Annotated in this window: 14 protein-coding genes; 8 read left to right on the plus strand and 6 right to left on the minus strand. The window is 68.4% G+C overall.

Annotated features, from left to right (window positions below):
• The first annotated feature begins 81 nt into the window (after positions 1 to 81).
• Positions 82 to 579, plus strand: coding sequence for an LppU/SCO3897 family protein (locus tag ACZ5VQ_RS11775; RefSeq protein ID WP_469104744.1), 498 nt, complete (start codon positions 82 to 84; stop codon positions 577 to 579).
• Between the two features lie 111 nt (positions 580 to 690).
• On the opposite strand, the gene ACZ5VQ_RS11780 is transcribed toward ACZ5VQ_RS11775, so the two are convergent.
• The gene (locus ACZ5VQ_RS11780; protein WP_469104745.1) at positions 691 to 2157 is read right to left on the minus strand and encodes a CCA tRNA nucleotidyltransferase; all 1467 of its coding nucleotides are present in this window, start codon (positions 2155 to 2157) and stop codon (positions 691 to 693) included.
• A 234-nt stretch (positions 2158 to 2391) separates the two neighbouring features.
• Between ACZ5VQ_RS11780 and ACZ5VQ_RS11785 the strand changes: the two genes are divergently transcribed.
• The 7 genes from ACZ5VQ_RS11785 to trxA all read left to right on the plus strand — a co-directional run bounded on the left by ACZ5VQ_RS11785 (position 2392) and on the right by trxA (position 12095).
• Positions 2392 to 4752 carry a DUF6049 family protein gene (locus tag ACZ5VQ_RS11785; RefSeq protein WP_469104746.1) on the plus strand — a complete coding sequence of 787 codons (2361 nt, stop codon included), beginning with the start codon at positions 2392 to 2394 and terminating at the stop codon, positions 4750 to 4752.
• A gap of 46 nt (positions 4753 to 4798) precedes the next feature.
• A complete protein-coding gene (murJ, locus tag ACZ5VQ_RS11790; RefSeq protein ID WP_469104747.1) occupies positions 4799 to 7027 on the plus strand; it encodes a murein biosynthesis integral membrane protein MurJ in 2229 nt (742 codons plus the stop codon).
• Positions 7028 to 7145: 118 nt separating this feature from the next.
• Positions 7146 to 8873 (plus strand): protein kinase family protein, encoded by a 1728-nt coding sequence (locus tag ACZ5VQ_RS11795; RefSeq protein WP_383394634.1) that lies wholly within the window; start codon positions 7146 to 7148, stop codon positions 8871 to 8873.
• Positions 8874 to 8900: 27 nt separating this feature from the next.
• Positions 8901 to 9614, plus strand: coding sequence for an RNA polymerase sigma factor SigM (gene sigM / locus ACZ5VQ_RS11800; protein ID WP_362071338.1), 714 nt, complete (start codon positions 8901 to 8903; stop codon positions 9612 to 9614).
• Positions 9611 to 10552: an anti-sigma factor family protein gene (locus ACZ5VQ_RS11805; protein ID WP_469104748.1), complete on the plus strand. Its 942-nt coding sequence runs from the start codon at positions 9611 to 9613 to the stop codon at positions 10550 to 10552. Before sigM ends, ACZ5VQ_RS11805 begins: the two co-directional genes overlap by 4 nt.
• Before the next feature lie 194 nt (positions 10553 to 10746).
• A complete protein-coding gene (gene trxB / locus ACZ5VQ_RS11810; RefSeq protein ID WP_362071342.1) occupies positions 10747 to 11718 on the plus strand; it encodes a thioredoxin-disulfide reductase in 972 nt (323 codons plus the stop codon).
• Between the two features lie 44 nt (positions 11719 to 11762).
• On the plus strand, positions 11763 to 12095 hold the full coding sequence (gene trxA / locus ACZ5VQ_RS11815) for a thioredoxin (protein ID WP_143641354.1): 333 nt from the start codon (positions 11763 to 11765) through the stop codon (positions 12093 to 12095).
• Positions 12096 to 12223: 128 nt separating this feature from the next.
• On the opposite strand, the gene ACZ5VQ_RS11820 is transcribed toward trxA, so the two are convergent.
• The 5 genes from ACZ5VQ_RS11820 to ACZ5VQ_RS11840 form a co-directional block, all read right to left on the minus strand.
• The gene (locus ACZ5VQ_RS11820; protein WP_189841525.1) at positions 12224 to 12841 is read right to left on the minus strand and encodes a GNAT family N-acetyltransferase; all 618 of its coding nucleotides are present in this window, start codon (positions 12839 to 12841) and stop codon (positions 12224 to 12226) included.
• Between the two features lie 326 nt (positions 12842 to 13167).
• The gene (locus tag ACZ5VQ_RS11825; protein ID WP_469104749.1) at positions 13168 to 14268 is read right to left on the minus strand and encodes a ParB/RepB/Spo0J family partition protein; all 1101 of its coding nucleotides are present in this window, start codon (positions 14266 to 14268) and stop codon (positions 13168 to 13170) included.
• On the minus strand, positions 14265 to 15338 hold the full coding sequence (locus ACZ5VQ_RS11830; RefSeq protein WP_079052842.1) for a ParA family protein: 1074 nt from the start codon (positions 15336 to 15338) through the stop codon (positions 14265 to 14267). The genes ACZ5VQ_RS11825 and ACZ5VQ_RS11830 overlap by 4 nt, the downstream gene beginning before the upstream one ends.
• A 374-nt stretch (positions 15339 to 15712) precedes the next feature.
• Positions 15713 to 16429 (minus strand): 16S rRNA (guanine(527)-N(7))-methyltransferase RsmG, encoded by a 717-nt coding sequence (rsmG, locus tag ACZ5VQ_RS11835; RefSeq protein ID WP_362071346.1) that lies wholly within the window; start codon positions 16427 to 16429, stop codon positions 15713 to 15715.
• Positions 16430 to 16567: 138 nt separating this feature from the next.
• Positions 16568 to 17080 carry a Jag family protein gene (locus ACZ5VQ_RS11840; protein ID WP_055611477.1) on the minus strand — a complete coding sequence of 171 codons (513 nt, stop codon included), beginning with the start codon at positions 17078 to 17080 and terminating at the stop codon, positions 16568 to 16570.
• Positions 17081 to 17093: the final 13 nt, after the last annotated feature.

Raw genomic sequence — 17093 nt, forward strand, 5'->3', positions numbered from 1 at the left:
CAGAGTTGTCAGTGGCGGCCGGTAGCTTACGTGCGTCTTATTTCACGCCACGCGCTCCTACGTCCGAGGGGGACCCTCAAAGTGACCACTCCGCCGCCCCAAGGCCAGAACCCGTTCGCACCGGGGCAGCCGCCCCAGGGCCAGAACCCCTACGGGCAGCCCCCGAGTGGGAACCCGTACGGCCAGCCGCAGCCCGGAGACCCCCAGCAGTCCCCGTACTTCAACCAGGGTGCGCCGGTTCCGCCGCCGGCTCCGGCGCGTAGCGGCTTCAAGAAGTACCTGCGGTTCATCATCCCCGTGGCCGTGCTCTCCATAGCTGCCGGTACCTACTTCTTCGGCGGCGACGACGCTACGAAGCTCACGGCCGGAGACTGCCTGCGCAACACGGGCTCCGACTCCAACGCCACGGTCGAGAAGCTCGACTGCAGTGACTCGAAGGCCACGCACAAGGTTCTGGCGAAGAAGGACGGCTCCAGCCTGGCGCAGCTCGCCTGCCAGTCCGTCCAGGGCACCACTGCTGCTCTCTCCTGGCAGGAGGGGTCCGACTCCTTCGTGCTCTGCCTGGCAGACAACAAGTAGGAGCGGTGCGGACACGAGGGGCGTTGTTTCACGTGAAACAACGCCCCTCGACATGTCCGGCTTCAGGAGCGCGAGTCATGTTTCACGTGAAACATGACTCGCCGCGCGTCCTCAGTTCTGTTCGGCCCACCACTCCTTGAGCGCCGACACCGCTGCGTCGTACTCCATCGGCCCGTTCTCCAGACGCAGTTCCAGCAGGAACTTGTAGGCCTGCCCGATGGCCGGGCCGGGCGCGACACCCAGGATCTCCATGATCTGGTTTCCGTCGAGGTCGGGCCGGATCGAGTCCAGCTCCTCCTGCTCCTGGAGCTGGGCGATGCGCTCCTCCAGGCCGTCGTACGCGCGAGAAAGGGCGGTGGCCTTGCGCTTGTTGCGCGTCGTGCAGTCCGAGCGGGTCAGCTTGTGGAGGCGGTCAAGGAGCGGGCCCGCGTCACGCACGTACCGGCGGACCGCGGAGTCCGTCCACTCCCCGGTGCCGTAGCCGTGGAAGCGCAGGTGCAGCTCGACCAGACGCGAGACGTCCTTCACGAGCTCGTTGGAGTACTTGAGCTCGGTCATCCGCTTCTTGGTCATCTTGGCACCCACCACCTCGTGATGGTGGAAGGAGACCCGCCCGTCCGTCTCGAAGCGACGCGTCCGCGGCTTCCCGATGTCATGCAGCAGTGCGGCCAGGCGCAGCGTGAGGTCGGGGCCGTTCTCCTCCAGCGCCATCGCCTGCTCCAGGACGATCAGCGTGTGGTCGTAGACGTCCTTGTGCCGGTGGTGCTCATCCCGCTCCAGGCGCAGGGCGGGCAGCTCGGGCAGCACCCGGTCGGCGAGCCCGGTGTCGACGAGGAGTGTCAGTCCCTTCCGCGGGTGCGCGGACAGGACCAGCTTGTTCAGCTCGTCACGCACGCGCTCGGAGGAGACGATCTCGATGCGCTCGGCCATGGCCTTCATCGCCGCGACGACGTCCGGTGCCACCTCGAAGTCGAGCTGCGCGGCGAACCGCGCGGCCCGCATCATCCGCAGCGGGTCGTCGGAGAAGGAGGCCTCGGGTGTGCTCGGAGTCCGCAGAACACGCGCGGCAAGATCGTCGAGCCCGCCGTGCGGATCGATGAACTCCTTCTCGGGGAGCGCCACGGCCATCGCGTTCACCGTGAAGTCACGGCGTACCAGATCTTCCTCGATGGAGTCGCCGTACGAGACCTCGGGCTTGCGCGAGGTCCTGTCGTACGCCTCCGAGCGGTACGTCGTCACCTCGATCTGGAAGCTCTGGTCGACGTCTCCGACGCGGGCGTCCTTCTGACCACCGACCGTGCCGAAGGCGATCCCGACCTCCCACACGGCGTCCGCCCAGGGCCGCATGATCTTCAGTACGTCCTCGGGCCGGGCATCGGTTGTGAAGTCCAGGTCGTTGCCGAGCCGGCCGAGGAGGGCGTCCCGGACCGAGCCGCCGACCAGGGCGAGGGAGAACCCGGCCTCATGGAAACGGCGGGCGAGCTCATCGGCGACGGGGGACACCCGCAGCAGTTCGCTCACCGCGCGGCTCTGCACCTGGTTCAGGGCACTGGGATTGTCTTCGTTGGCGTTCGGCACAACAGAAAAGGGTACGTGGCTCGGACCCCCGCGGGCGCCTCCATTAAACGTGCACCGGCACCTTCCCCTGTCTCTCCGGGAACCTCGCCACTGATAGGCGGACATAGCGGGACAGTGCGGTCTCGTCTCCGATCTTGTGGACCGGACCGCGGCACTTCCCCTCAGCGCGCATCGTTACCATGCGTGGACGCACATTCCGACGACCACTGACGACGACGAGGGACGGGCGAGCGCGTGGCCGAGGCGGCAGACTTCCAGGGGATGACTCCCTCACCTGCCCGCCGCTGGCTGCGGCGCACCGGGGCGCTGCTGGCCGCGGCTCCCCTGCTGGCCGGCCTCTGCCAGCTGCCCGTGGCGCCGTCCGCGTACGCAGCCGAGCACAGCGCCGCAGCGGAGGTCTCCGGTTCCCGTACGGTCGGTGTCTCTCTGGACACGCTGAGCCCTCGTGTGCCCTCCGACGGGGACACGCTCACCGTCTCCGGCAGGATCGTCAACAAGGGCAAGCAGACGATCACCGACGCGCACGTCGGTCTCCGGGTGGGCCCGACGATGAACGGCCGCTCGGCGATCGACAGCGCCGCACAGAGCAACCCGTACGCGGGTACGGACGTCGGCGGCAAGTACGTCGCGAAGTTCTCCAAGCTGGCGCCGGGTGTCCCGCAGACCTTCAGCATCTCCGTCCCCACCGACAAGCTGCCCCTCAGCTCCGACGGCGTCTACCAGCTCGGTGTCACGCTCACCGGCCGGACGGCCGCCGCGGCGTACGACCAGATCCTCGGGATCGAGCGGACCTTCCTGCCGTGGCAGCCCGACGCGGCGGACACGAAGACCCGGACCACATACCTCTGGCCGCTCATCTCGACCTCCCACATGACGGCCGAGACGGGTTCGAACGAGCAGCAGACCCCCGTCTTCAAGGACGACGACCTGGCCGCGGAGCTCGCCCCCGGCGGACGCCTGCAGCAGCTCCTCGCGCTCGGCAAGAACCTCGACGTCACGTGGGTCGTCGACCCGGATCTGCTGGCGTCCGTCGACGCGATGACCCGCAGCTACCGCGTCCAGGTGAACGGCTCCAGCACGACGACCACGGCGGGCACGCACCAGGCGGTGGCCAAACAGTGGCTCTCCGAGCTGGAGAAGACGGTGGAGAACGAGGAAGTCGTCGCCCTTCCGTTCGCCGACCCTGATCTGGCGTCGCTGGCCCACAACGGAAAGACCGCGACCGGGTCGCTCAGCCGTCTCAAGGACGCCACCACGGTGGCCGCGACGACGGTGGAGTCGATTCTCCACGTGACGCCCAGCACGGACTACGCCTGGCCTGCGAACGGCGCGATCGACCCCTCGATCGTCAAGGTCGCCACCTCGGCCGGGGCCGACACGGTGATCTCCCGCGGCGACAGCCTGAAGGAGACCGGAAGCCTGCCGTACACGCCTTCCGCGGCGCGTCCGATCGGCGGCGGCACCACCGCGGTGGTCGCGGACGCCCGTCTGTCGACGGCTTTCCAGGGCGACATGACAGTGGCGGGCAACGCCACGCTCGCCGTGCAGAAGTTCCTCGCCCAGAGCCTGATGTTCTCGCTCCAGGTCCCGGACAAGCAGCGCAGCGTCGTGGTCGCCCCGCAGCGCATGCCGACCTCCAGCCAGGCCCAGGCGATGGCACAGGCACTGAAGGCGCTCCAGGACGGAAACTGGTCGCAGTCGGCGGACCTGTCCGCGGCCACCAAGGCCAAGCCGGACTCGGGCGCCACCACGCGGGTCCCGTCGGCGGGGTCGTACCCGAAGTCGCTGCGCAACCAGGAACTGCCGCAGACCGCCTTCGAGCAGATCGAGCGCACGCAGGACAACCTCGACAGCTTCCAGGTGATCCTCGCGGACAAGTCCCGCGTGGCCACCCCCTTCGGACGGGCCATGGACCGGTCGATGTCCACGTCCTGGCGCGGCCGCAGCACCGATGCGACGCTCTACCGCGACGGTGTCGAGGCGTACCTCACACGGCTCACCGAGAGCGTCGGACTGATCAAGAAGTCCGAGGCGAAGCTGTCGGGCCGCAGCGCCACGATCCCCGTGACGGTGCAGAACAATCTCGTCCAGGGTGTCGACCACCTGACACTGCGCCTGACCTCGACCCAGCCGAGCCGCCTCAGCATCGGCGACGGCGCCTACGACGAACAGCCGGTCACGGTCTCGGGCGGACACAGCCAGTCGGTGAAGTTCACCACCAACGCCCACGCCAACGGCCGGGCGGGAGTCGTCGCCCAGCTGTTCACGGAGGACGGCCGGCCGTACGGTCCCGAAGTCGCCTTCGACGTGAAGGTCACCGAGATCACCGCCACGGTGATGCTGGTCATCGCCGGTGGTGTCCTGCTGCTCGTGCTCGCCGGATTCCGGATGTACACCCAGCGCAAGCGCGCGGCCGCCCGCCAGGCCACGCAGGAATCCGAGAACGCCCGAGCGGACGGCGAGGACGACGACGCGCCCGAAGCATCCGAAGCCGAGTCGAGGGCACACGAGCCGGAGCACCCGAGTGACCCTTCACCGGACACCGCAGCGGAAATCACGGACCCGTCCGGCACTGGTGAGAGAGTGGACCGTTGAGCGATGTCGCGGCCGGTGGGCCCGGGGACGATGAGGTGGGGTAACCATGAACGCGCCGTACGACGGTGACCGCGGTCAGGGCGCGGGCGGCTCCGGCCACCCCGACGACCCGCCGCAGGGCCCGCCGGAGCCCGGCGAGGTGCCTCAGCAACCCGCACCCGACGTGTACCTCCAGGATGCCTACGCCCAGGATCCCTACCGGGCGCAGGATCTCGCCGCCCAGGACCCTGTCACCGAGGCGCTCTACGACCGCGCCGCGCATCCCCCGCCGCCGCCCGGCACCTACCAGCCGCAGCCCCCGCTCTACGCTCAGCCGCCCCAGTCCCCGTACGCCCCCGACCCGCGCGTGTGGGCCCAGACCCCGGCCCCGGAGCCGGAGGGCCCCACGCAGTACCTGCCGTACGGCGACGACCCCCGCACGACCCAGTTCGTGGGCGTCGACGACCTGGTGACCCAGGCCGGCGAGCAGCGCCACGAGCCGGACGCCTTCGCTCATCTCTTCCGGGACCAGCAGCAGGGCGGCGCATACCCGCCCGCGGGGGGTCCGCCCAGCGTGCCCTCTCCGACGCCTGAACCCGCTCCGGCTGCCGAGCCGCCTTCGACACCCCCGCCCACACCTGCGCCGGCGGCCGCGAAGAAGTCCGGTGGCCGGGCGTCCGGTCTGCTGAAGTCCAGTGCGGTCATGGCGGCGGGCACCATGGTGTCCCGCCTCACCGGCTTCATCCGCTCCGCGCTGATCGTCGCGGCGCTGGGCGTCGGCCTCCTCGGCGACACCTTCCAGGTCGCCTACCAGCTGCCGACGATGATCTACATCCTGACGGTCGGCGGCGGCCTCAACTCCGTCTTCGTACCGCAGCTGGTGCGCGCCATGAAGGACGACGAGGACGGTGGTGAGGCGTTCGCCAACCGGCTGCTGACCCTCGTCGTCGTGGTTCTCGGCGCGCTCACCGCGCTCGCGGTGCTCGCCGCTCCCCTGCTGGTCCGCATGCTGTCGACGCGTGTCGCGAGCGATGCCGCGGCCAGCGACGTCGCCGTCACCTTCGCCCGGTACTTCCTGCCCACGATCTTCTTCATGGGCATCCACGTGGTGATGGGCCAGATCCTGAACGCGCGCGGAAAGTTCGGCGCGATGATGTGGACACCGGTCCTCAACAACGTCGTCATCATCGTGACGCTCGGGCTGTTCATCTGGGTGTACGGCACCGCGGAGAACTCCGGCATGGAAGCCGCGACCATCCCGCCGGAGGGCGAGCGGCTGCTCGGCATCGGTGTCCTGCTCGGCCTCGTCGTCCAGGCCCTCGCGATGATCCCGTACCTCCGGGAGACCGGATTCCGGCTGCGACTGCGCTTCGACTGGAAGGGCCACGGGCTCGGCAAGGCCGCGATGCTCGCCAAGTGGACGGTGCTCTTCGTCCTCGCCAACCAGGCCGGCGCGATCGTCGTGACCCAGCTGTCCACCGCGGCGGGCGACGACTCACCGGTCAGCGGCACCGGCTTCGCGGCCTACGCCAACGCCCAGCTCATCTGGGGCCTCCCGCAGGCCATCATCACGGTCTCCCTGATGGCCGCCCTGCTGCCGCGCCTCTCACGTTCGGCCCATGAGGGCGACAGCGGCGCGGTCCGCGACGACATCTCCCAGGGTCTGCGTACGACCGCCGTGGCGATCGTGCCGATCTCCTTCGGCTTCGTCGCGCTCGGCATCCCGATGTGCACGCTGATGTTCGGTGCCTCCGGGACCAGCGAGGCGACGAACATGGGCTACATGCTGATGGCCTTCGGCCTGGGCCTGATCCCGTACTCCGTGCAGTACGTCGTGCTGCGCGCCTTCTACGCGTACGAGGACACCCGGACCCCCTTCTACAACACGGTCATCGTGGCCGCCGTCAACGCCGGGGCGTCGGCGCTCTGTTTCTTCCTGCTTCCCCCGCGCTGGGCGGTAGCGGGCATGGCCGCGTCGTACGGTCTTGCCTACGCGATCGGCGTCGGCGTCGCGTGGAGCCGACTGCGGAAGCGGCTGGGCGGCGACCTGGACGGTGGCCGGGTCCTGCGCACATACGCACGGCTCGGTATCGCGTCGGTGCCGGCCGCACTGCTCAGTGGTGCGGCCTGCTACGGAATCGGCCACACACTGGGACAGGGCGTCGGCGGCTCGTTCGCCTCCCTGCTCGGCGGTGGTGTCGTACTGCTCGGTGTCTTCTACGTCGCGGCGCGGCGGATGCGCATCGAGGAGCTGAACGGAATGGTCGGCATGGTCCGCGGGCGCCTTGGGCGCTGAGACGGGGGTAGGCGCACAACCATCGTGCGCGACCGCGTGTCGTGCATAGGGGCGGACTGTGGGCACAATTGGCTTTGGCGTCGGACAGCGCGCAATGGATGGGGAGGCAGGAACGACGGTGGCGGAACGGAGCACGGCTGCCGTCGACGTGGCAGACAACAGCGGCGACGAGCCGCTGACCGCGAAGGCGGACCAGTCCACGGCCGACGGGGTGGCCCAGAACCGGGAGCGGGACACGGACAGCTCGGAGAGCGAAGAGGAACAGGGGAGCGGGGGGAACGAGAGCCCTGGCAGGACCTCGCCGCCCGAGCTGCACAGCGGTCACAAACTCGCCAGACGCTACCGACTGGAAGAGTGCGTCACCCGTCTGGACGGTTTCAGCAGTTGGCGTGCGGTGGACGAGAAACTCCGCCGCGCCGTCGGTGTGCACTTGCTGCCCGCCGACCATCCACGAGCGCGCTCCGTCCTGGCGGCGGCCCGTTCCTCCGCCCTGTTGGGCGATCCCCGGTTCGTCCAGGTCCTGGACGCGGTCGAGGAGAACGACCTCGTCTATGTGGTGCACGAGTGGCTGCCGGATGCCACGGAGCTGACAGCGCTCCTGGCCGCCGGCCCTCTGGAGGTCCACGAGGCGTACCAGATGGTCAGCCAGGTCTCCCAGGCGATGGCCGCCGCACACCGTGAGGGGCTGGCGCATCTGAAGTTGACCCCTGGCGCCGTGCTGCGCACCTCGTCCGGGCAGTGGCGCATCCGCGGCCTCGCCGTGAACGCGGCGCTGCGCGGCATCAGCTCCGACACCCCACAGCGCACCGACACGGAGGCGATCGGCGCGCTGCTGTACGCCACGCTCACCCAGCGCTGGCCGTACGAGGACGACGCCTACGGCCTCTCCGGACTGCCCAAGGGCGTGGGCCTCATCGCTCCCGACCAGGTACGTGCAGGTGTGCACCGGGGCCTTTCGGAGCTCGCCATGCGCGCGCTCGTCAACGACGGCGCGACCGCTTCCCGCCAGGAGCCTCCGTGCACCACGCCGGAGGAGCTGGTGAAGGCGGTCGGCGAGATGCCTCGCATCCGGCCGCCGGAGCCCGCGTTCACAGCGCCGCCTGACTACCAGCGCACGACGTACCAGCAGGGCAACTACGGCCGCCCCTCGTCCCACCCGGGGGCCACCCAGCCGGTACCGACTCCCCTGCCTCCGCTGCAGACCCGTACCGGCAAGGCCCTCAAGTGGGCGGTGTCCGCCCTTCTGATCGCCGCGCTGGGTCTCGGCAGCTGGCAGCTCGCGGACGCGCTCATGGACCGCGGGAAGTCCGACGACACCGGCAACACCCGGACGACGGACGAGAACGACAAGAGCGGCGAGAACGCGAAGCCGGTCAAGCCGATCACCATCCAGGGCGCCGAGGAGTACGTCGCGAAGGGTTCGGCCCAGGCGGCGGGGGACGTGGCCAAGACCTACGACGGCGACAGCTCGACGTACTGGCGGAGCAAGAGCTTCCTGGACGGTCCGGAGATGAACCCGGCGTTCAAGCCCGGCGTCGGCATCGTCTACGACCTCGGCTCGAAGCAGGAGATCTCGGCCGCCTCGATAGGTCTGAGGTTCGGCGGCAACCACACGACGGTCTCGCTGTACGCGACGGATTCCATGAGCTCCTCGACGTCGCTGAGCTCCATGCAGAAGATCGGAACCCTGACCACGAGCGGGACGACCGCCAAGGTGAAGGCCGACAAGAAAGTGAAGACCCAGTACGTGTTGGTGTGGTTCACTGCGCTGCCGTACGCGCCCGGTGACCAGTTCAGCGACGCCGGGTACAAGCAGGCCGTCACCGATGTGAAGTTCACCGGCTGAGCATCCACCGGAGGGGGAGGGGGTTCGATGGCGGACGGCGCCGGATTCAGCGAAGTGAGCGATCAGGACCTCCTCACCCGTCATGTGGAGGGCGATCCCGATGCCTTCGGCGAGATCGTGCGGCGTCACCGTGATCGGCTCTGGGCGGTGGCGCTGCGGACGCTGGGCGACCGCGAGGAGGCCGCTGACGCCGTCCAGGACGCCCTCGTCTCCGCCTATCGGGCCGCCCACACCTTCCGGGGCCAGTCGGCCGTCACAACGTGGCTGCACCGGATCACGGTGAACGCCTGCCTGGACCGCGCGCGCAAGGCGGCTTCCAGGAAGACGTCCCCGGTGGACGACACGGAACGGCTCGAACAGCTCCTGGAGCCGCACGAGTCGGCCTCCGCTCCGGCCGAGCGCAACGATCTGCACCGTGAGCTGTTGGAGGCGCTGGGCACTCTGCCCCCCGACCAGCGGGCGGCCCTCGTCCTGGTGGACATGCAGGGCTACCCCGTGGCGGAGGCCGCCAGCCTGCTCGATGTGCCGACCGGCACGGTCAAGAGCCGCTGCGCCCGTGGCAGAGCCAGACTCCTCCCACTGCTCAAACACCTGCGTACGGACAGCGGGAGCGACAGAGCGAGCAAGAAGTCGGGTGAGGGACGGAACCGCACGCAGGGGGCATCCGTCCCACCCGCAGCGGGAGAACACGATGGACCAAGCGATTCAGCTGCTGTGAAGGGCGGAGGTGGGCGAGCGTGACATCCACGACCGACACGGCCGGGCACCCGGACGTCGAGGAGATCTCCGACCTCACCGAAGGTCTGCTCCCTCCCACCCGTACGGCAGACGTGCGACGGCATCTGGACGACTGCACGCTCTGCGCCGACGTGTACGACTCGCTGGAGGAGATCCGCGGCCTGCTCGGCACGCTGCCGGGCCCGCCTCGCATGCCCGACGATGTCGCGGGCCGTATCGACGCCGCTCTCTCTGCTGAGGCCCTGCTGAATGCCACGGTTCCCGAAGACGACTCCGCAGGCGCCCTCGCGTCCGTCGGCGCTTCGCGCCCCCTGCCCGATGAGGGCGACGACGACGGCTGGCATGTTTCACGTGAAACATCGACTGCGGCAGACCGTCCCGCGGGACGCCCCCGCGCCGCCACCGGCCCGGGCCGCATGAACCGGCCGCGTCGTGCACGCCGCAGGACTGCGGTGCTGAGCGCCATGTTCACGGCCGCTGCGCTGGGACTCGGCGGTCTGCTGTTCCAGTCGCTGGGCAACAACGCCTCCGACAATGACTCCCCGTCGGCGTCCCCCGAGCAGAGCGACTCCGCGAATACCTTCGCCGAGGGCAAGCTCAAGGGACAGGTCGCGGATCTCCTGGACAAGGCCGACAAGAAGAAGGACGGCGGCCCTCGCACCTCCAACCCGCACGGCACTCAGTCCACTGAGGAGCCGCACATCTTCAACACGCCCTCGGTCTCGGTTCCCGGGTGCATCACACAGGGAATCGGTCGAGACGCGGAACCGCTCGCCTTCAAGGAAGGTTCCTACAAGGGCAAGGAGGCGTATCTCGTGGTGTTGCCCGACGCCTCCGACACCACACGCGTCACGGCCTACGTCGTGGACTCCGCCTGTGTGGACAAGCCGTCGATCGCCGCCGGCAAGGTTTTGCTGGAGCACTCCTACGCGCGGAGCTGAGCAAGCCGGGCTCCGCCGCGGACCGTCCTGAGCACCTCTGCGCCATCCTTGACGTCCCCGCGCGGTGACGCGTCTTCGTGTGCCCGGACACAGTGGGAATGCGCGCCCCTTAGGATCCGTTGGGTGGGGTGAGAGTTCTGAGAGAGGCTCCCACCAGTCGTACGAAGCAGTCTCCAGAGACGAGGAATCAAGCCGTGAGCGACGTCCGAAACGTGATCATCATCGGCTCCGGGCCCGCCGGCTACACGGCGGCGCTCTACACTGCGCGCGCGTCGCTTAAGCCGCTGGTGTTCGAGGGCGCCGTCACCGCAGGCGGTGCGCTGATGAACACCACCGAGGTGGAGAACTTCCCCGGCTTCCAGGACGGCGTCATGGGCCCCGAGCTCATGGACAACATGCGTGCGCAGTCCGAGCGTTTCGGTGCCGAGCTGGTGCCGGACGACATCGTCGCGGTCGACCTCAGCGGTGAGATCAAGACCGTCACGGACACGGCGGGCACCGTGCACCGGGCGAAGGCGATCATCGTCGCCACGGGCTCACAGCACCGCAAGCTGGGTCTGCCCAAGGAGGACGCCCTCTCCGGACGCGGCGTCTCCTGGTGCGCGACCTGTGACGGCTTCTTCTTCAAGGACCAGGACATCGCCGTGATCGGTGGCGGCGACACCGCCATGGAGGAAGCGACCTTCCTCTCCCGGTTCGCCAAGTCCGTAACGATCGTCCACCGCCGCGACACCCTGCGCGCCTCCAAGGCGATGCAGGAGCGTGCCTTCGCCGACCCGAAGATCAAGTTCGTATGGGACAGCGAGGTCGCCGAGATCCAGGGCGACCAGAAGCTCTCCGGCCTGAAGCTCCGGAACCTCAAGACCGGCGAGACGTCCGAGCTGCCCGTCACCGGCCTGTTCATCGCGATCGGTCACGACCCGCGCACCGAGCTCTTCAAGGGCCAGCTCGACCTGGACGGGGAGGGCTACCTCAAGGTCGAGGCACCCTCGACCCGGACCAACCTGACGGGTGTCTTCGGCGCCGGCGACGTCGTCGACCACACCTACCGCCAGGCGATCACAGCGGCCGGCACCGGCTGCTCCGCCGCCCTCGACGCCGAGCGCTTCCTCTCCGCCCTCGCGGACGGCGAGGCCGCCGCGGAGCCCGAGAAGACCGCTGTCTGACCCTCCATCCCGCCCCACCGCACCAACCAGTTAAGGAGCCCGCCGTGGCCGGCACCCTCAAGCACGTGACCGACGATTCCTTCGAGCAGGACGTTCTCAAGAGCGACAAGCCCGTTCTGGTGGACTTCTGGGCCGCCTGGTGCGGTCCGTGCCGCCAGATCGCTCCGTCCCTTGAGGCGATCGCCGCCGAGTACGGCGACAAGATCGAGGTCGTCAAGCTCAACATCGACGAGAACCCGGGTACGGCCGCCAAGTACGGCGTCATGTCCATCCCGACCCTGAACGTCTACCAGGGTGGCGAGGTCGCCAAGACCATCGTCGGTGCCAAGCCGAAGGCCGCGATCGTGCGGGACCTCGAGGACTTCATCGCCGAGTAGGTCAACGTGCCGCCTGCTGCAGGCGGCGATGTTTCACGTGAAACACGGATGGGCCAACCCCGACGGGTTGGCCCATCCGCATGTATGGCCAATGACGCAGGCGCCTCGCCGGCAGACCCGAGAGCGCCCTACAGCGGACGCAGCACCGGCTCCTTCTGTACCGCCCCCAGCAACCGGTCGAGCGCCAACTCCACGTCTTCCTTCCAGGAGAGCGTCGTACGCAGCTCCAGGCGCAGTCGCGGGTACGTCGGGTGCGGCCGGACCGTCTTGAATCCCACGGCCAGGAGATGGTCGGCGGGCAGGACACAGGCCGGCTCCTTCCAACGGGCGTCCCCGAAGGCCTCAATCGCCTTGAAGCCTCGCCGGAGCAGATCCTTGGCGACCGTCTGCACCATCACACGTCCCAGTCCCTGCCCCTGGAAGCCCGGGGTGATGAAGGCCGTCATCAGCTGGACCGCATCAGGGGAGACCGGGCTCGTGGGGAAGGCCGTCGCCCGCGGGACGTAAGCGGGCGGCGCGTAGAGCACGAAGCCCGCCGGTACGTCATCCACATACACGACGCGGCCGCAGGATCCCCATTCGAGCAAGACGGCGGAGATCCACGCCTCTTTCTCCAGCTCGGGTGTTCCTGCCTTTACCGCGGCCTGACCGCTGACTGGGTCCAACTCCCAGAAGACACACGCGCGACAGCGCTTGGGAAGGTCCTGAAGGTTGTCCAGCGTGAGCGGTGCGAGCCGGCGCCCCATGAAGGCAGTTCCTCACTTTCCTCGCTCGCAGCGTCGCGAGCGGCTGTCAGAGCGCTCCGTTCCCTGAGCAGGCTGCCGACGAACCCGCCGACCGCGCCGAGCCCCAGGCCCGCGCTCACCAGTCCGGTCCGGCTCACCGTTCGCATGGCCCCTCGCCTCCCCACAAAAGGTGCTGCCAGGTGAATGCGCCATACCCGAACGCATCGTATCCACGATGCGATTCCATCGATACCGCCTGAAAGCAAAGAGCGGGCCGTGTCCGGTGTATACCGGACACGGCCCGCTCTTCGGGTCGGCCGGTCGAACTCGACCGGCCGACCCAGGCCTCAGGCTTCCGTCTCCTCGGAGTCGTCGTCCAGGAGGCTCTTCTGCAGAACCGGTCCCTCCCCCGGGGCGAGGGAGCCGAGGATCCGCTCAAGGTCGTCCATCGAGGCGAACTCGACGGTGATCTTGCCCTTCTTCTGGCCGAGGTCCACCTTCACCCGAGTCTCGAAGCGGTCCGAGAGACGGGTCGCAAGGTCGCTCAGCGCCGGGGAGAGCCGTGTGCCGGCCCGCGGCCCCTTGGAGCGTGCGGCCGACTGCGGCCGCGAGCCCATGAGCGTGACGATCTCCTCGACCGCTCGCACCGAAAGACCCTCGGCCACAATCCGGTGAGCCAGGCGGTCCTGCTCCTCCGAGTCGTCCACGGAGAGCAGGGCTCGCGCATGTCCGGCGGAGAGCACTCCGGCGGCCACGCGGCGCTGGACCGACGGCGACAGCTTCAGCAGACGCAGGGTGTTGGAGACCTGCGGGCGTGAACGGCCGATCCGGTCGGCCAGCTGGTCGTGCGTGCAGTTGAAGTCCTTGAGCAGCTGGTCGTAGGCGGCAGCCTCTTCCAGCGGGTTCAGCTGAGCACGGTGCAGGTTCTCCAGGAGCGCGTCCAGGAGAAGCTTCTCGTCGTCCGTGGCCCGCACGATTGCCGGGATGGCGTCGAGACCAGCTTCACGGCAGGCCCGCCAGCGCCGCTCGCCCATGATGAGCTCGTAGCGCGACGGACCCAGCTGCCGTACGACGACCGGCTGGAGAAGGCCGACCTCCTTGATGGAGGTGACGAGTTCAGCGAGAGCGTCCTCGTCGAAGACCTCACGGGGCTGACGCGGGTTCGGGGTGATGGAGTCGAGAGGCAGCTCGGCGAAGTATGCGCCGACGGGAGCCGACGGAGGAGCCTCTCCGAATACCGACGGCTCCTCTGTTTCATGTGAAACATGGGCCGACGGAAGTGCGGCCACCTTGGCCGCCGCCACCCCGCGCTCTGCGGTGAGCACGGGCACGGCTCCCGGTGAGGTGGACGCGCCGCTCACGGCGGGTGGTGCCGCCTTCTCTCCTGTCGGTGCAGCCGGGATCAGTGCGCCGAGACCACGGCCCAACCCCCTCCGTCGCTCGCTCACTGGATCCCCTCCACCATGCTCTGTTCGTTGTGTGCGCCCATGTGGGCATGCTGCGCGTCGTACGCGACACCGACTCCACGCAGCGCGATCTCTCGTGCCGCCTCAAGGTAGGAGAGGGCACCGCTCGACCCCGGGTCGTAGGTCAGTACCGTCTGACCGTAACTGGGGGCCTCGGAGATACGGACCGAGCGCGGAATGCTCGTCCGCAGCACCTCGTCGCCGAAGTGGCTGCGCACCTCGTCGGCGACCTGGGACGCGAGGCGGGTCCGGCCGTCGTACATGGTGAGCAGGATCGTCGATACATGGAGGTTGGGGTTGAGGTGCCCCCGCACCAGATCGACGTTGCGCAGCAGCTGGCCCAGGCCCTCCAGCGCGTAGTACTCGCACTGAATCGGGATGAGGACCTCGGCACCGGCCACGAGAGCGTTGACCGTCAGGAGACCCAGCGAGGGCGGGCAGTCGATGAGGATGTAGTCCAGCGGCTGCTCGTACGCCTGGATCGCCCGCTCCAGCCGGCTCTCTCGTGCCACCAGGGACACCAGCTCGATCTCCGCACCGGCGAGATCGATCGTGGCAGGTGCACAGAAGAGACCCTCGACATCAGGTACTGGCTGAACAACCTCGGAGAGTGGCTTGCTGTCGATCAACACGTCGTAGATCGAAGGAACTTCGGCGTGATGGTCAATGCCCAGCGCGGTGGAGGCATTGCCCTGAGGATCGAGGTCGACCACCAGGACGCGCCCACCATGCAGAGCAAGCGAAGCGGCAAGGTTGACCGTGGTCGTGGTCTTGCCCACCCCGCCCTTCTGGTTGGCGACCACCATCACGCGGGTTTGGTCAGGCCGTGGGAGGCCCTCACCGGCGCGGCCAAGAGCCTCCACCGCCAGTTGGGCAGCACGACCGATGGGAGTGTCGTCCATCGGGGGCGGTGTTTCACGTGAAACATCCTCCCCCATCGACTCGGTACGGGGACCGGGGACCGGATCGGTCATCGGTCCCGCGATGTTGGCGTCGGACCGCAAGGATTCACTCTCCTCGACTTCAGGCTCGCAATGAACAGAGCCTCCCATGCCTTCGGGGTCGTGAACCAGCGAGGCCCGTTGTTCTGTGGAGAAATCCACCTCTGTGGACAACTCCGTGCCCTCTCCGGGGGGCGCGTGGCCGCCAGGAGAAGGTCTTTTTCTGAAGGATCCCAGGGATCCAAGAGGGTTTCGGTCGCGGGGTTCGGCCGCGGCGCGGCCGCGACTGATGATGCCGTGCAGCAGTGAGCGACGTTTCACGTGAAACACGATGCACAGCGCGCGCGACCGCGACCGCGCGACACTCCGGCATGCGTAGGTTTGGCAGCTTGTGTGGAGTACGTCTCGTCGTCAGGACGGATCAGTCAACGAGCCTCCGACCCGACAACACGCATCCCGAATGAGTCAAAATCCTCAGAACTCGGTCATCGGCGCCTTCGGGTCCGCCCCGTCCGTGCCGCCTTCGCCCGCTTGGCCGCGAAGCGCACGCCGCCGGGACTCTCCCCGACCTCAACCCGTACCACCGTGGCGAGAGGATCCACCACACCTTCACCGACGTGAAGCACGGAGATGTCCACCGCGCCCAGCTTGCTCAGGGCGGCCCCGGCGTTCTTGACCTCTTCCTCCGCGGTGTCGCCCTTGAGGAGGAGCATCTCGCCGTAAGGGCGCAGCAGTGGCACCCCCCAGGCCGCGAGGCGGTCCAAGGGCGCCACGGCCCGCGCCGTCACCACGTGGACGGGAGGCAGCTTCCCAAGGACCTCCTCGGCGCGCCCACGGACGACGGTGACGTGGTCGAGACCGAGCAGCTCGACAACCTCGGTGAGAAAGTTCGTCCGGCGCAGCAGGGGCTCAAGGAGCGTGATCTTCAAGTCCGGGCGGACGAGGGCAAGCGGGATACCAGGCAGTCCGGCGCCGGAACCGACATCGCACACCGTCACGCTCTCGGGAACGACCTCCGAGAGCACCGCACAGTTCAACAGGTGCCGTTCCCAGAGGCGAGGCACTTCACGGGGGCCGATCAGCCCCCGCTGCACTCCGGCGTCCGCCAGCAGTTCCGCGTAACGAACCGCGTCTGCGAAGCGATCGCCGAATACCGCCCGGGCCTGCTCGGGCGCAGGGGGAAGCTCCGCTGCCTCCGTCACGGGGAACCGTCCTTCCGTACCGCTTGAGCGCACTGCGCGCTGACTACCAGGACTATCAGGAACCATCGGGGACTATCAGGCTGACAAAGTTCGGCCCCGCCTGCGAACACAGACGGGGCCGGAGAACGACGTGCTGGATCAGGCGGGGAGCACGACGACGAAGCGCTGCGGCTCCTCGCCCTCGGACTCACTGCGCAGGCCCGCGGCCTTGACCGCGTCGTGCACCACCTTGCGCTCGAAGGGGGTCATCGCCTTCATCTTCACGGGCTCACCGGAGCTCCTGACCTCGGCCGCGGCCTTCGCGCCCAGCTCGGAGAGTTCCTCGCGCTTCTTGGCCCGGTAACCCGCGATGTCCAGCATCAGCCGGCTGCGGTCCCCGGTCTCCCGGTGCACGGCCAGCCGCGTGAGTTCCTGGAGAGCCTCCAGGACCTCGCCGTCGCGACCGACCAGCTTCTGCAGGTCACGGCCGCTGGAGTCGCTGATGATCGAGACCGCCGCGCGATCGGCCTCGACATCCATGTCGATGTCGCCGTCGAGATCGGCGATGTCCAGCAGACCCTCGAGGTAGTCGGCCGCGATCTCGCCCTCCTGCTCCAGGCGGGTCAGGGTGTCGCCACCCTCAGGGGCAGCGGAGGTGGTGCCTTCCGTCACGGGATGGACTCCT

The sequence above is a fragment of the Streptomyces sp. NPDC033178 genome (genome assembly GCF_055577685.1).

Bases quoted from the DNA above. Each gene is read 5' to 3' on its own strand.
- ACZ5VQ_RS11830 (WP_079052842.1), bottom strand. From the start codon at position 15,338: ATGGGAGGCTCTGTTCATTGCGAGCCTGAAGTCGAGGAGAGTGAATCC.
- sigM (WP_362071338.1), top strand. From the start codon at position 8,901: ATGGCGGACGGCGCCGGATTCAGCGAAGTGAGCGATCAGGACCTCCTC.
- murJ (WP_469104747.1), top strand. From the start codon at position 4,799: ATGAACGCGCCGTACGACGGTGACCGCGGTCAGGGCGCGGGCGGCTCC.
- ACZ5VQ_RS11820 (WP_189841525.1), bottom strand. From the start codon at position 12,841: ATGGGGCGCCGGCTCGCACCGCTCACGCTGGACAACCTTCAGGACCTT.